Annotated in this window: 13 protein-coding genes; 8 read left to right on the top strand and 5 right to left on the bottom strand. The window is 72.5% G+C overall.

What is annotated here, in order from left to right:
• Positions 1–41 precede the first annotated feature (41 nt).
• The 4 genes from OG802_RS10825 (at position 42) to yjfF (ending at position 4,838) form a co-directional block, all read left to right on the top strand.
• Entirely contained in the window at positions 42–1,052 is a 1,011-nt protein-coding gene (locus OG802_RS10825) for an ABC transporter substrate-binding protein (RefSeq protein WP_329409474.1), read from the top strand.
• 98 nt (positions 1,053–1,150) lie between these two features.
• Positions 1,151–2,689 carry a sugar ABC transporter ATP-binding protein gene (locus tag OG802_RS10820; RefSeq protein WP_329409473.1) on the top strand — a complete coding sequence of 513 codons (1,539 nt, stop codon included), beginning with the start codon at positions 1,151–1,153 and terminating at the stop codon, positions 2,687–2,689.
• Positions 2,686–3,807, top strand: a complete 1,122-nt coding sequence (locus OG802_RS10815; protein WP_329409471.1) for an ABC transporter permease — start codon at positions 2,686–2,688, stop codon at positions 3,805–3,807. The genes OG802_RS10820 and OG802_RS10815 overlap by 4 nt, the downstream gene beginning before the upstream one ends.
• Complete coding sequence (gene yjfF / locus OG802_RS10810; RefSeq protein ID WP_329409470.1) at positions 3,807–4,838, top strand: galactofuranose ABC transporter, permease protein YjfF; 1,032 nt, start codon at positions 3,807–3,809, stop codon at positions 4,836–4,838. The genes OG802_RS10815 and yjfF overlap by 1 nt, the downstream gene beginning before the upstream one ends.
• A 13-nt stretch (positions 4,839–4,851) precedes the next feature.
• Here yjfF and OG802_RS10805 read toward each other — a convergent pair whose 3' ends face one another.
• Complete coding sequence (locus tag OG802_RS10805) at positions 4,852–5,244, bottom strand: ATP-binding protein (protein WP_329409468.1); 393 nt, start codon at positions 5,242–5,244, stop codon at positions 4,852–4,854.
• Between the two features lie 182 nt (positions 5,245–5,426).
• Here OG802_RS10805 and OG802_RS10800 point away from each other — a divergent pair, with 182 nt between their 5' ends.
• Together OG802_RS10800 and OG802_RS10795 are read left to right on the top strand one after the other, a co-directional pair.
• Complete coding sequence (locus OG802_RS10800) at positions 5,427–5,969, top strand: GntR family transcriptional regulator (protein WP_329409466.1); 543 nt, start codon at positions 5,427–5,429, stop codon at positions 5,967–5,969.
• Positions 5,966–6,784, top strand: coding sequence for a GntR family transcriptional regulator (locus tag OG802_RS10795; protein WP_329409465.1), 819 nt, complete (start codon positions 5,966–5,968; stop codon positions 6,782–6,784). The genes OG802_RS10800 and OG802_RS10795 overlap by 4 nt, the downstream gene beginning before the upstream one ends.
• 104 nt (positions 6,785–6,888) lie before the next feature.
• Here the strand turns inward: OG802_RS10795 and OG802_RS10790 are convergent, their stop codons facing one another.
• Positions 6,889–7,383, bottom strand: coding sequence for a MarR family winged helix-turn-helix transcriptional regulator (locus OG802_RS10790; RefSeq protein ID WP_443055215.1), 495 nt, complete (start codon positions 7,381–7,383; stop codon positions 6,889–6,891).
• Positions 7,384–7,497: 114 nt separating this feature from the next.
• Here OG802_RS10790 and OG802_RS10785 point away from each other — a divergent pair, with 114 nt between their 5' ends.
• Positions 7,498–8,517 (top strand): NADP-dependent oxidoreductase, encoded by a 1,020-nt coding sequence (locus OG802_RS10785; protein ID WP_329409463.1) that lies wholly within the window; start codon positions 7,498–7,500, stop codon positions 8,515–8,517.
• A 135-nt stretch (positions 8,518–8,652) separates the two neighbouring features.
• Here the strand turns inward: OG802_RS10785 and OG802_RS10780 are convergent, their stop codons facing one another.
• Positions 8,653–9,828, bottom strand: coding sequence for a serine hydrolase domain-containing protein (locus OG802_RS10780; protein WP_329409461.1), 1,176 nt, complete (start codon positions 9,826–9,828; stop codon positions 8,653–8,655).
• 408 nt (positions 9,829–10,236) lie between these two features.
• On the opposite strand from OG802_RS10780, the gene OG802_RS10775 reads away from it, so the two are divergent.
• A complete protein-coding gene (locus tag OG802_RS10775) occupies positions 10,237–11,106 on the top strand; it encodes an EI24 domain-containing protein (protein ID WP_329409459.1) in 870 nt (289 codons plus the stop codon).
• 77 nt (positions 11,107–11,183) lie between these two features.
• On the opposite strand, the gene OG802_RS10770 is transcribed toward OG802_RS10775, so the two are convergent.
• Positions 11,184–12,449 carry a pyroglutamyl peptidase gene (locus OG802_RS10770; protein WP_329409458.1) on the bottom strand — a complete coding sequence of 422 codons (1,266 nt, stop codon included), beginning with the start codon at positions 12,447–12,449 and terminating at the stop codon, positions 11,184–11,186.
• A gap of 497 nt (positions 12,450–12,946) precedes the next feature.
• Entirely contained in the window at positions 12,947–13,924 is a 978-nt protein-coding gene (locus tag OG802_RS10765) for an aldose epimerase family protein (RefSeq protein ID WP_329409456.1), read from the bottom strand.
• Positions 13,925–13,928: the final 4 nt, after the last annotated feature.

Below are 13,928 nucleotides of genomic sequence, written 5' to 3'. Positions count from 1 at the left end.
AGCAGGTCCGTCACCGGGCCGGCTCTTCAAAGGAGAAGAACATGCTCAGCAGAAGGAACTTCCTCACCGTGGCGGTCGGCGTGGCGGCGGCGGGCGGTCTGACGGCCTGCGCCAAGAAGGACGACGACGCCTCCGACTCCTCCTCCTCCTCGGGCGGCAGCAAGACGATCAGCCTCGGCTTCTCCCAGGTCGGCTCGGAGAGCGGCTGGCGCAGCGCCAACACCACCTCGGTGAAGGACGCGGCCAAGGAGGCGGGCTACAACCTCAAGTTCTCCGACGCGCAGCAGAAGCAGGAGAACCAGATCTCCGCGATCCGCAGCTACATCGCGCAGAAGGTCGACGTCATCGCCTTCTCGCCGGTCGTCGTCACCGGCTGGGACGCGATCCTCAAGGAGGCCAAGGCCGCGAAGATCCCGGTCGTCCTGACCGACCGCTCGGTGGAGACGTCCGACGAGTCCCTGTACGTCACGCTGGTCGGCTCCGACTTCACGGACGAGGGCCGCCGCGCCGGCAAGATCCTGGAGAAGGTGCTGGAGAAGGCCGGCCACAAGGGCCCGGTGAAGATCGCCCAGCTGGAGGGCACCACCGGCGCCGCCCCGGCGATCGAGCGCGCCAAGGGCTTCAAGGAGGTCATGGACGCCGACCACAAGGACGACTGGAAGATCGTCGTCAGCCAGACCGGTGACTTCACCCGCGCCGGCGGCAAGCAGGTCATGGCGGCCTTCCTCCAGTCCAACCCGGACGTCAACGTCCTGTTCGCGCACAACGACGACATGGCCATCGGCGCCATCCAGTCCATCGAGGCGGCGGGCAAGAAGCCCGGCAAGGACATCCTGATCGTCTCGATCGACGGCGTGAAGGACGGCTTCGTGGCCATGTCCGAGGGCAAGATCAACGCCATCGTCGAGTGCAACCCCCTCCTCGGCCCCCAGCTGATGGACACCGTGAAGAAGGTCAAGAACGGCGAGAAGGTCGAGCGCTGGATCAAGACCAAGGAGGGCGACTTCATGCAGGACCAGGCCAAGGCCGCGCTCCCGAGCCGCAAGTACTGACCGACGCACCCGCCGGCGGGGAGCCCGCGGCCGACCGAGCGCCATCGGTCGGCCGGGGCTCCCTGCGGGCCTGAACCAATCTCATGAGGAGCGCTGCCATGGCAGAGCCGCGGCCCGTCCTGGAAATGGCGGGCATAGTCAAGGAGTTTCCGGGGGTACGGGCTCTGTCGGGCGTCGACTTCCGGCTCTTCCCCGGCGAGATCCACGCCCTGATGGGCGAGAACGGAGCGGGCAAGTCCACGCTCATCAAGGTGCTCACCGGCGTCTACTCCCTGGACGGCGGCACGATCACCCTGGACGGCGAGTCCGTGCGGATCGCCAGCCCGCTACAGGCCCAGCAGGCCGGCATCAGCACGGTCTACCAGGAGGTCAACCTCTGCCCGAACCTGTCGGTGGCGGAGAACATCTTCATCGGCCGTGAACCGACCCGCATGGGCCGCATCCAGTGGAAGCGGCTGCGCCGCGAGGCCGCCGAGCTGGTGGACCGGCTCGGGCTGGACATCGACGTCAGCGCCCCCCTGTCCTCGTACCCGCTGGCCGTCCAGCAACTGGTCGCCATCGTACGGTCGTTGAACACCGGCGACGCGGACGGCGACGGGCCGGGCACCAAGGTGCTCGTCCTCGACGAGCCGACCTCCAGCCTCGACCGCGACGAGGTGCTCCAGCTCTTCGCCCTGATGCGGCGGCTGAAGGACGAAGGCGTCGCGATCCTGTTCGTCTCGCACTTCCTCGACCAGATCTACGAGGTCTGCGACCGGATGACCGTGCTGCGCAACGGCACCCTGGTCGGCGAGCACATGGTCGCCGACCTCGACCAGGTCGGCCTCGTCCAGCTCATGCTCGGCAAGGCCATGGGCCAGCTCGACGAACTCCACGAACACCAGCTGCGCTCCGACGCCGGCGACACCCTCGTGCACGCCGAGGGCCTCGGCAGGACCGGCGGCATCGAGCCGTTCGACCTGGAGATCAGGACGGGCGAGGTGATCGGGCTCGCCGGCCTGCTCGGATCGGGCCGCACCGAACTCGCCCGGCTGCTCTTCGGCGCCGACCAGCCGGACACCGGCAAGGTCACGATCGGCGGCCGGCAGGTCTCGATGAGCGCCCCCAACGACGCCATCGGCGCGGGGGTCGCGTTCTGCTCCGAGAACCGCAAGAGCGAGGGCCTGGTGCCCGACCTGACGGTGCGCGAGAACATCATCCTGGCCCTCCAGGCCTCGCGCGGCTGGACCCGGCCCATCCCGGCCGCCCAGCGCGACGAACTCGTCGCCAAGTACATCAAGGCGCTCGACATCCGCCCGGCCAACCCCGAGGCGCGGGTGGGCCAGCTCAGCGGCGGCAACCAGCAGAAGGTGCTGCTGGCCCGCTGGCTGATCACCCAGCCGAAGCTGCTGATCCTCGACGAGCCGACCCGCGGCATCGACATCGGCGCCAAGGCGGAGATCCAGAAGCTCGTCGTCTCCCTCTCCGAGGAGGGCATGTCCGTGCTGTACATCGCGGCCGAGCTGGAGGAGGTGCTCCGGCTCAGCCACACCATCGGAGTGCTGCGCGACCGCCGGCTGGTGGCGCAGATCGCCAACGGGCCCGAGATCACCACGAGCCGGATCCTGGAGACCATCGCGAGCGGAGAGCACCAGTGACCACGTCCACGACCACCTCTTCCCGGTGGCGGGCGCTGACCCGCCACCACCTGTTCTGGCCGGTGGCGGTGCTCGTGCTCCTGCTGCTCGTCAACGTCCCCTTCACCCCCGACTTCTTCTCGGTCCGGATGGCCGACGGCCACCTCTACGGCAGCCTCGTCTCGATCGTGCTGTTCGGCTCGCCCCTCATCCTGGTGGCGGTCGGCATGACCCTGGTCATCGCGACCGGCGGCATCGACCTCTCCGTGGGCGCGGTCGTCGCCATCACCGGCGCGCTGGCCTGCTCCTACATCAGCGACCAGCACGACCAGGGCGCGCTGTCCGGGGTGCTGCTCGCGATGGGCCTCGGCCTCGTGGCCGCGGTCGTCTGCGGACTGTGGAACGGCTTCCTGGTGGCCCGGATGGGCATCCAGCCGATCATCGCGACCCTGATCATCATGGTCGCCGGGCGCGGCGTCGCCCAGCTGATCACCGACGGCCAGATCATCACCATCAACAGCGAGCCGTACAAGCTGATCGGCGGCGGCTACTGGCTGACCCTGCCGTTCTCCATCTTCGTGGTGGCCGCCGTGGTCGCCGTCACCGTGGCGCTGACCCGGCGCACGGCCCTCGGCCTGCTGGTCGAGGCGGTCGGCGGCAACGCCGAGGCCAGCCGACTGGTCGGCATCAGGTCCCGGCGCATCAAGATCATGGTCTACATGTTCTGCGCGCTGTGCGCGGGCATCGCCGGACTGATGATCAGCTCCAACACCTCGGCCGCCGACGGCAACAACGCCGGCCTGTGGATCGAGCTGGACGCGATCCTCGCCGTGGTGATCGGCGGCACCTCGCTGCTGGGCGGCCGGTTCTCCATCGGCGGCACGGTGGTGGGCGCCCTCGTCATCCAGACCCTGACCACCACGATCTACACCATCGGCGTGCCCACCCAGACCAACCTGGTCTTCAAGGCCGCCGTCGTCATCGTCGTCTGCCTGTTGCAGTCCCCGAAGTTCCGCGCCAAGGTCTTCGGCGCGAAGTTCGCCGCCCGGTTCGCGGCGAAGGGCGGCGCCAAGCCGGCCGCGCCCGCCGCCGACCCCGCCGCGGCGACCGAGGCCGCTCCCAAGATGGAGGTGTCGTGATGAGCGCGACCACCCAGAGCCCCACGGCCTCCGACAGCCGTACCGCCACGCCCCCGTCCCGGGCCGCCCGGCTGCTCGGCGACCGGCGGCTGCCCGTCGCCGTGACGGCCCTGCTCTTCCTGCTGATGTACGGCGGCGGCCTGGCCCGGTACCAGTACTACGGGTTCGGCGAACCGCAGGTCTTCCTGAACCTGTTCATCGACAACGGCTATCTGCTGGTCGCCGCGGTCGGCGTCACCTTCGTCATCCTGTCGGGCGGCATCGACCTCTCCGTCGGCTCGATGATCGGCTTCACGACGATGTTCACGGCCTGGCTGGTGGAGCGCCAGGGCCTGCCCCTGCTCGTCGTGGTCCCCATGGCGCTGGCCGTGGGCGCCTTCGGCGGCTTCCTCATGGGCTACGTGATCCACAACTTCGAGATCCAGCCGTTCATCGTGACCCTCGCGGGCCTCTTCCTCTTCCGCGGTCTGTGCCTGGTCATCTCCAAGGAGTCGATCTCCATCGGCGACTCCACGGTCAGCAGCCTGGCGCAGGCGCAGGCCTCGCTGGGGGCGGGGTTCCTGTCGATCGGCGCGATCGTCTCCCTCGTCGTCCTCGCCGTGGCGTTCTACGTCCTGCACTACACGCGCTTCGGACGCCGGGTCTACGCCATCGGCGGCAACGAGAACTCGGCCATGCTGATGGGCCTCCCGCAGGGCGGCACCAAGATCGCCGTGTACACGGTGAGCGGGTTCTGCTCGGCGCTCGCCGGGCTCCTCTTCACGCTCTACATCCAGTCCGGCGACCCGCTGCACGCCACCGGCATGGAACTGGACGCGATCGCCGCGGTCGTCATCGGCGGCACCCTGCTGACGGGCGGCTCCGGCTATGTCCTGGGCACCCTGTTCGGCGTCCTCGTCCTCGGCCTGATCAAGAGCATCATCCAGTTCGAGGGCACGCTCAGCTCCTGGTGGACGAAGATCGCCACCGGTGTGCTGCTGTGCGCGTTCATCCTGGTCCAGCGCTTCATGACGACCCGCAAGAAGACCTGAGCCGCACACCGCGTCAGCAGCCGGCGTCCGTCTTGAACACCACCCACACCGTCTTGCCCACGGGATGCCCGGTGACCCCCAGGTCGTCCGACACCTCCCGGGCGAGGTGCAGCCCCCGGCCCGAGCACGCGTCCTCGGCCGGGGGCGCGGCCGGAGCGGGGTGGTCGCCGGTGTCGCGCACGGCCAGACGCAGCAGCGAACCGTCGAGCGTGAGCGTCACGCAGTACTGCCTGCCCGGCGGCACTCCGTGCAGCAGGGCGTTGGTGGCGAGCTCCGACACGCACAGCGTGACGTCGTCCAGCCGGTCGAGGCGGTCCCAGTCCGTGAGGGCCTGGCGGACGAAGGCGCGGGCGTCCCGTACCGAGGCGCGCGAGCGGGGGAAACGACGTTGCCGTGACGAGGGCACGGGGGCCACCTCCGTGGTTCAGGGGCGTCCTGCGGCAGCACCTTACTGTTGTTCGCGAAAGGCGACAAGGTGGTGCGGGGTGGCTGAGGGTGGCTGTGGGGTGGCGGTCGGCGCGCACGGCGGGTCGCCTACCGTGTAGGACGGCAGGGTCGGAAGAGCGGTCGGCCGTACAGGAGGACGTCGTGGGTGGGAGCGATTGGGTCAGCTCGTCGTTGCCGTATCTGACGCCCCGGCTCGCCGGGCAGGGCGACGCCTGGGCGGCCGAGGCCGCGGCGCGAGGGCGGCGCGGCAACCAGCGCATCCTGCACGCGGGCGAGACGCCCGCGCCCGCCGAGGTGGCGGAACTGCTCGGCGTCCCCGCCGGCGAACCCGTCGTGGTGCGCCGGCGGCTGATCCTGCTCGACGACGAGCCCAGCGAGCTGACCGACACCTACTACCCGCTCGCGATAGCCGCCGGCACCCGCCTCGCCGGCGCCGCCAAGATCCCCGGCGGCGCCCTCGCCCTGCTCGCCGAACGCGGCCACGTCGGCGCCCTCGTCCGGGAGGACGTCACGGCCGGCCTGCCCGACGAGGCGGAACGCGAGACCCTGGGCGCCGCCCCCGGCGAACCGGTCCTGCGGCTGGTACGGCTCACCCTGGACCGCGACGACCGTCCGATCCAGGTCGACCGTATGGTGATGCCTGCCCTACGGCAGAGGCTGCGCTACCAGATCAGGATCGGATGACCGTGCCCAAGGCAGACCCGGACGCCGTCGACCGCCGCTCCCTGCACGAGCGCATCGCGGCCGATCTGCGCGACGACATCATGAGCGGTGACCTCGCCCCCGGCGCCAACCTGCCCAGCACCGCCCAGCTCAAGGAACGCTTCGAGGCGTCCGGCGCGACCGTGCAGAAGGCCCTTCAGCTCCTCAAGGACGAACGCCTGGTGGTCGGCCGGGCGGGGGCCGCCGTCACCGTCCGCGAACACCGCCAGCGCACCGTGGCACCCGCCTCCCTGATGGCGCCGAACGCCCCAGGGGAGCCCTACCGCTGGCTCGCGGAGGCGGCCAAGCACGGCACGCACGCCCGCACCGAACTGCTGGACGTCACCGACACGCGCCCGCCCGCCGACGTCCGCGCCGCCCTCGGCCTGCCGCCGGACGGCACGGCCGTGCTGCGCCGGCAGATCCTCCTCGTCGACGACGAACCCGCCGAACTGGTCGAGGCCTACTACCCGCCGGACATCGCCCGGGGCACGCCCCTGGCCGAGCGGCGCAGGATCCGGGGCGGGGCCCCCGCCCTGCTGACCGCCCTGGGCCACCCGCCCCGGCGCAGCACCGACCGCGTCTCCGCGCGCGTCCCCACCCAGGACCAGTACCGGTTGCTGCGCCTCACCAGCAGCATGCCGGTGCTGCGCACGCTGCGCGTCGTGACCGGCGACGACGGCCGTCCCGTCGAGGTGACGGTGATGGTGAAGGCGGGCCACCTCTACGAGCTGCGGTACGACTTCACCGCGGAGGACGGGAACGAGGGCGGGGAAGGGAACGGGAAAGGGGCGTGAGCGTGCCCCTCCCGGCCGGTGTCCCGGTGCTCGGCGTCGTCCTCGTCCCCGGCGGCCGGGTCCGCGTCCGGCGGGCGGCGCGGGGCCACGCCCCGCGCTGAGGTCTACGGCCGGTCGCCGCCGGCCGCGAGCATGCGGTGCAGCAGCGCGCGCAGCACCAGCCGCTCCTCCTCGGTCAGCCCCGCCAGCGGCTCGCGGGCGAACCGCAGCGACTCGCGCAGCCCCCGTGCGATCCGCCGGCCCTCCTCGGTGGCCGCCGCCAGCTTCACCCGGCGGTCGGCCGGGTCGGGGCGCCGTTCGACCAGGCCGCGCGACTCCAGCCGGTCGACGATGCCGGTCACGTTCGACGGCTCGCACTTCAGCTTCTGCGCCAGCTTGCGCATCGGCAGCGGCTCCAGCGAGAGCAGGCTCAGCAGCCTGGCCTGCGCGCCGGTGAGCGAGTGGTCGGCGGCGGCGTCCTCGTAGTCCTCGTAGAAACGGGCCACGACCTCGCCGATCAGCTCGACGACCTCCAGCGTCAGAGCGTCGGGAAGGGCGGCCGGACCGGTGGGTCCGGCCGGCCGGGGGGCCGTATGCGCGGACGGATGTGAGGCGGACATGGATCCAGGGTACCCGTTTACTTGACATCATGAAATATTCAGGAGCATGGTTGTTTCAGGTAGTGAAGCATTATCTCCTGACGCAGCACATGCAGCATGGAAAGGCAGCCCCCCATGACCGACTCGGCCCTCCCCACCACCAGCCGCGAATGGCGTCTGCTCAGCCGCCCCGTCGGCTGGCCGAAGCCCGAGGACTTCGAACTCGCCGAGGCGCAGATCCGCCGCCCCGGCCCGGGTGAGGTGCTGGTGCGCAACGCGTACGTCTCCGTGGACCCGTACATGCGCGGCCGCATGAGCAGCGCCAAGTCCTACGTCGCCCCCTTCGAGCTGGGCAAGGCCATGCAGGGCGGGGCGGTCGGCGAGGTCGTCGCGTCCGAGGCCGAGGGCGTCTCGGTGGGCGACCACGTCCTGCACTTCGGCGGCTGGCGCGAGTACGCCACCTTCGACGCCGGACAGGCCGTCAAGGTGGACCCCGAGGCCGCCCCGCTCTCCGCCTACCTCGGCGTCCTCGGCATGACCGGCCTCACCGCCTACGCGGGCCTCCTGCGCACGGCCGTCTTCAAGGAGGGCGACGCCGTCTTCGTCTCGGGCGCGGCCGGCGCCGTCGGCAGCCAGGTCGGCCAGATCGCCAAGCTCAAGGGCGCCTCCCGGGTCATCGGCTCGGCGGGCTCCGACGACAAGGTCAAGCTCCTCGTCGAGGAGTACGGCTTCGACGCGGCCTTCAACTACAAGAACGGCCCCGTCGCCGAGCAGCTGCGCGCCGCCGCCCCCGACGGGATCGACGTCTACTTCGACAACGTCGGCGGGGACCACCTCGAGGCCGCCATCGGCTCCCTCAACGAGAAGGGCCGCATCGCGATCTGCGGCATGATCTCGGTCTACAACAACACCGAGCCCGCCCCCGGCCCGAAGAACCTGGCCCGCCTCATCCAGACCCGCGGCCGCATCGAGGGCCTGCTGGTCGGCGACCACTACGACCTCCAGCCGCAGTTCGTCCAGGAGGTCGGCGCCTGGGTCCGCTCCGGTGAGCTGAAGTACCGCGAGACGGTCGTCGAGGGCATCGAGAACAACCTGGAGGCGTTCCTCGGGGTCCTGCGCGGCGACAACACCGGAAAGATGATCGTCAAGCTCTGACCGCCGACGGTCCGCCCGCAGGCCGTCCGCCTGCCGGCCGCCCGCCCGAAGGCCGCCCCCCGCGCACGTTCCGCGCGGGGGCGCGGCCTTCGCCGTCGTTCAGCCCGTGGCCGTCGTTCAGCCCGTGGCCGTCGCTCAGCCCGTGGCCAGCGCCGCCCGGTGCACGGCTCGCGCCAGCCGGTCGTTCTCCGGGGCCGCCCCGCCCGGGAAGGCGCACCGCCGCCGCGTGTAGCCGTAGGCGAGTCCGCTGCGCGGGTCGGCGAAGGCCTGGCAGCCGCCCGCCCCGCTGTGCCCGAACGCGCCCACGCCCAGGAACGGGTGCCAGGTGTCCGCGGTGGCCTGGAAGCCCAGCCCGTACGCCTTGTGCGAACGCGCCACCACGTCATGGCCCACGGAGTGCAGCTGCCCGAACTCCGCCGCCGTGTCCTCCTTCAGCAGCGGCGCCTTCCCGCCGGTCTCGCTGATCGCCGCCGCGTACAGCCCGGCCAGCCCGCGCGCCGACGCGACCCCGCCCACGGAGGCGGGCCCCCTGGCCCGCACCAGCGGATCGTTCGGCAGCAGCTCCAGATCGGTCGGCTCGGCGGCGTGACGGTTGAAGGCGACGGCGGCCAGCGTGTGCGGCCCGTCGGCCGCGGAGTCCAGCAGCGCCCGCTGCCCGGCCGTCGGCGCCATCCGCTGCGCGCTGCGAAAGCGCGGCTCGTGCCGGGCCGGCAGCCCCAGGAAGAAGTCCAGCCCGTAGGGGGACCGCACCCGCTCCTCGTGCACCTCCTGGAGCGTGCGGCCCGTGGCCCGCCGGACGACCTCGCCGCTGAGCGCCCCGATGACCAGCGCGTGGTAGCCGAAGGCGCTGCCCGGCCGCCAGAACGGCCGCTGGTCGGCGAGACGTTCGGCGAGCTGGCGGTCGTCGGCCAGCTCGCGCGGGGAGAACCCGCCGTCCGTGCCGACCACGCCGGCCCGGTGGGACAGCAGCTCGCGCAGGGTCAGCGCGCCCTTGCCCTCGGCGGCGAACTCCGGCCAGTAGTAGGTGACCTTGCGGTCCAGCTCCAGCGTGCCGTCCTGGACGAGGAGCGCGACCACCAGATGCGCCGCGCCCTTGGTCGAGGAGTACACGCCGTAGAGGGAGTCGGGGCCGGCGCCGTCGCCGGACGCCCACAGGTCGACGACCCGCCGGCCGTGCACATACGCGCACAACTGGCCCTCGTAGTCGGGCTGTTCCTCCGCCACGAACGCGGCAAACTCCTCCCGTACCGCCTCGTATCCGCCGGCGACCGTGCCGTGGATCTCCTGCGCCGTCCGAGCCAAACGAGTCATCCGCTCTCCTCAACCAGCCCGCTGCTTGCCTGTGCCATGGTGATCAACGCCTGTGCGACCCGAGCCGGGGCGATCCGGGCCTGTGCGACCCGAGCCGGGGCGATCCGGGCCGGGTCGACGGCGTGGGGACGAGACCGCGGTCCGTGGAACCGGTCGTGCCCGGGTGGACGACGGCGGCGGCGCGGACGGCGGCCGGAACGGGCCGGGCGTGGGCCGGCGCTCGATGTGCGCACGTCCACCTCCTGGACTTGCCTGGATCGTTGCTTCCGGAGATCGGTACGGCAGGGTGTGCCCGATCGACTCAACTGCGGGAAGAGGGCATCGGTGTCACCGATGCCCCGGATGGCCCACGGGGCCCCGGCGGCGGCCGCGCCGTCCTGAAATGTGCACGACCGATAGAGTTCGGCCATGCGCGATCTCGGGGTGGGGTTCAGGTACCTCCTGAAGGGCCAGCGGTGGGTGGCCCGGCACGGCAGGCAGTACGGGTTCGGACTGGTCCCCGGACTGCTGACGCTCGTCCTCTACGCGGCGGCGCTGGTGGCGCTCGCGGTGTGGGGCGAGGACTTCGTGGGATGGTCCACGCCGTTCGCCGACGGCTGGCCGAACCCCTGGCTCGGCCTGTTCCGCGGCCTCCTCACCGCCGTGCTGTTCGCCCTCGGCCTCCTGCTCGCCGTCCTCACGTTCACCGCGGTCACCCTGCTCATCGGCCAGCCCTTCTACGAGAGCCTCTCCGAGCGGGTCGACCGGGACGTCTCGCCGGACGGCGCCGCCCCGGAGTCGGGGCTGCCGCTCTGGCGCGAGCTGTGGGTCTCCGCCCGCGACAGCCTGCGCGTCCTCGCACGCGCACTGGTCTGGGCGGTGCTGCTGTTCGCCCTCGGGTTCGTCCCGGTCGTCGGCCAGACGGTCGTCCCCGTGATCGGCTTCTTCGTCACCGGCTTCTTCCTCACCGAGGAACTCGTCGCCGTCGCCCTCCAGCGCCGTGACGTCGACCTGCGGGCCCGGCTCGCCCTGCTGCGCGGCCGCCGGATGCTGGTCTGGGGCTTCGGCACCCCCCTGGGCCTGGCCTTCCTGGTGCCCGTCGTCGCCGTGTTCCTGATGCCCGGCGCGGTCGCGGGCGCCACCCTGCTGGCCCGTGAGCTGCTCGGCGAGGAGATCTCCGAGGACGCCGCGGACGGCACGGCGGACCCGGACGGCGGGGCGGACCCGAACGGCGGGGCGGACCCGGCGGGTACGGCCGGCACGGCCCGTGGGGCCGGCGGGGAGAACACCGCCTGGTGAGGGAGGCCCCCGCCGTCCGTGGCAGGGAGGCCCCGACCTCCGGGTGACACCTGCGGTCCGGCTCCGGCGGACCGGCGTCAGCCCCGCGCCCGCTCCGCGGCGCCCAGCGCCGCCGCCAGGATCGCCCGCACCTGGGCGACGATGTCCAGCCGGTTGCGCACGAACTCCGCGTCGGTCACCGTCCCGGTCGCCGGGTCGGCGTTGCCGGCCGCGAACTCCAGCACGGGCGTGTGCACATGGCCGCCCGGCAGGCTGTCGTGCAGTCCCAGCCGGTCGCGCAGCAGGGTCGCCCGGTACGCGATCTCGTTGGACAGGTAGTCCCCGCCGCCCCCGGCCCGCGCCGCCGAACCGGGCGTGGGACCGTCGGGCCGCACGACGGGACCGGCGCCGCCCGCCGGGATCTCGGTGACCTCCGGGTGGTCGTACACCGGGAACCGGCCGGTGTCGGCGGCCGTGACGGCCGCGTACGGGAGGGTCGTGGTCGTCCACTGCGGCTGCGAGGCGGGGTCGGCGACCGGGATCGTCCCCGTCCGGCCGATGTTCTCGTTGTCGGCGAAGCCGCCCCGCCAGGCCCCGTTGGCGCGCTCCACGTCGAAGCGGCCGACACGGCCCTGGCTGACGGTCGCGAACAGGTCGACGAGGGGCAGCTGCGGCCGCAGGGCGCGCTCCACGGCGCCCCGCGCGAAGTCCCGCCACCGCACCGGGAACACGGCGGCCTCGACGCGCGCGGGCCCGTCCGCCGTCCGGATCACCGTGCCGTCCAGGGCGAGCGCCGCCGCCCCCGAGGGGTTGGAGATGCGGACGTCCCGGTCCAGGGTGAACGGGTCGAAGCCGGTCACCAGCACCCGCCTGAGGCCCTCGGAGCGCCGGGGGAACCGGATGTCGCCCTGGCCGCGGGACGTGCGCTCCAAGGAATCCGTGAGGGCCGCTCGCTGACGTTCCGTCACCGCGAACGGGGGCTTCCAGGCGCGCAGCCGGCTCGTCATGTCGAGCCGCGCCCAGTACAGCGGCCGGTCGTCGTCGCGGCTGAGGTCGCCGCCGGCCGGCCCGCGCCCCTGCGCCCGGTCCACCGCCCGGCGCCACAGGGCCGAGCCCTCCCGGGCGACGACCCGCCGGGCGGAGGCGTAGGACGGCGAGGCGGCCAGCAGCCGGGCGAACCGCGGGGCCGCCGTGCCGAACCCGGAGCGGGCGAGGATCTCCTGCGGGACGGCCTGTGCCAGCCGCTGCTCCTCGACGGTGGGAGGGGCGGGGGCCGGCCCGGCCGGGGCCGCCGCGGCGGGGGAGGAGAGCCCGGCCGCCAGGGCCAGACCGAGGATGCCGGCGCGAACGCGTATGCGGTGCACGGGAGTCGGGGTCCTTCCGTCGCTGTGGGGGAAGCGTGGGGTGGGACGACGGAAGTATCCTGTGCCGCGTGCCGCTCACGCCATGGAGCCTGCCCCCGGCCGTGCACCCCCGCGCGGTGCGGACCGGGGATGCGGGCGGCCGCCTCCCGCGGCGCGGCGGCGAAGGCGTCGCGGGGCCTTCGAGGCGGACCGTCGGTGGTCCTTTGTGAAAGGTTCGTACGAAATCCCGGGCGGGCCGCTCGAACGCCGACCGCGGGATCACCGCGAGGATTACCGTGTGAGCGGGCACGGCCGCCCGATCCGGCGCGGCCGCCGCCCCCCGAACAGCCCCGGCCCGGGACCTGACCCCTGGGCCGGGGCAACATCTCCCCTCGCGCCGCGGAGCGCCGCCACCCACCGCGGACCGCCTTCCCGCCGCCACCGCCTCCCCGTCCGCGGCGCGCTGTGTCCGTACGGTCGCCCGTCGCCCGTCGCCCGTCGCCGCCGCCCGTCGCCCGCTAGCGGACCGAGAAGCCGTAGACCGTCTCCGACCGGTAGACCTCGCCGGGGCGCAGCACGGTGCTCGGGAATCGGGGCTTGTTGGGGGAGTCCGGGAAGTGCTGGGTCTCCAGCGCGACGCCCGCGCCGGGCACGAACGGCTCGCCCAGGTGGTCGGCGGTGTAGAGCTGGAGCCCCGGTTCGGTCGTGGACACGGTCAGCACCCGCCCGGTCGCCGGGTCGTGCAGCTCGGCGACCTCCGCCGGCGCGTCGGTGACGCCCTTGTCAAGCACGAAGTTGTGGTCGTAGCCGGCGCCGACCTTGCGGCCCGAGCGGAAGTCGAAGCGGCCCCCGGCCACCGGCGCGAGTTCGCCCGTCGGGATCTGGTCCGCGTCGACCGGCGTGTACCGGGAGGCGGCCAGCCGCAGTTCGTGGTCGCCCGCCGTGCCGCTGCCGGGCCCGCGGAGGTTGAAGTAGCCGTGGTGGGTCAGGTTCACCACGGTGGGCGCGTCGGTGACGGCCCGGTAGGCGAACCGCAGCGCCCCCGACGCGTCCAGCGTGTACGTGGCCGAGACCTCCAGCCGTCCCGGGAAGCCCTCCTCGCCGTGCGCGGCGACCCGGCTCAGCCGCAGCCCGTGCTCGACCGGCTCCACGTCCCACACCCGCTTGTCGAACCCGCCCGGCCCGCCGTGCAGGGAGTTGGGCGCGGCGTTGGGCTCCAGCGCGTAGGTCACCCCGTCCAGCGGGAAGCGGGCGTGCGCGATCCGGTTGGCATACCGTCCGACCAGCGCGCCGAGATAGGGCTCCGGATGGGAGAGATAGCCCTCCAGGTCCGCGAACCCGAGCACCACGTCCGCCGTGTGCCCGTCCCGGTCCGGGACCTCCACGGACTGCACGATCCCGCCGTACGACAGAACACGCACCCGCGTGCCCGCCCGCTCCAGGGTCCAGCGGTGCACGGGAGTGCCGTCGGAAAGTGCTCCGAAGTGTTCGCTCATGGGC

This window comes from Streptomyces sp. NBC_00704 (assembly GCF_036226605.1).
Taxonomy (GTDB): Bacteria; Actinomycetota; Actinomycetes; order Streptomycetales; family Streptomycetaceae; genus Streptomyces.
Note: the sequence above shows the minus strand (reverse complement) of the source record. Positions and strands in the feature narration are given on the sequence as shown.

Coding starts and splice junctions, on each gene's coding strand:
- OG802_RS10790 (WP_443055215.1), bottom strand. CDS start 7,383: ATGTCCGCCTCACATCCGTCCGCGCATACGGCCCCCCGGCCGGCCGGA.
- yjfF (WP_329409470.1), top strand. CDS start 3,807: ATGAGCGCGACCACCCAGAGCCCCACGGCCTCCGACAGCCGTACCGCC.
- OG802_RS10825 (WP_329409474.1), top strand. CDS start 42: ATGCTCAGCAGAAGGAACTTCCTCACCGTGGCGGTCGGCGTGGCGGCG.
- OG802_RS10765 (WP_329409456.1), bottom strand. CDS start 13,924: ATGAGCGAACACTTCGGAGCACTTTCCGACGGCACTCCCGTGCACCGC.
- OG802_RS10785 (WP_329409463.1), top strand. CDS start 7,498: ATGACCGACTCGGCCCTCCCCACCACCAGCCGCGAATGGCGTCTGCTC.
- OG802_RS10775 (WP_329409459.1), top strand. CDS start 10,237: ATGCGCGATCTCGGGGTGGGGTTCAGGTACCTCCTGAAGGGCCAGCGG.
- OG802_RS10780 (WP_329409461.1), bottom strand. CDS start 9,828: ATGACTCGTTTGGCTCGGACGGCGCAGGAGATCCACGGCACGGTCGCC.
- OG802_RS10820 (WP_329409473.1), top strand. CDS start 1,151: ATGGCAGAGCCGCGGCCCGTCCTGGAAATGGCGGGCATAGTCAAGGAG.
- OG802_RS10795 (WP_329409465.1), top strand. CDS start 5,966: ATGACCGTGCCCAAGGCAGACCCGGACGCCGTCGACCGCCGCTCCCTG.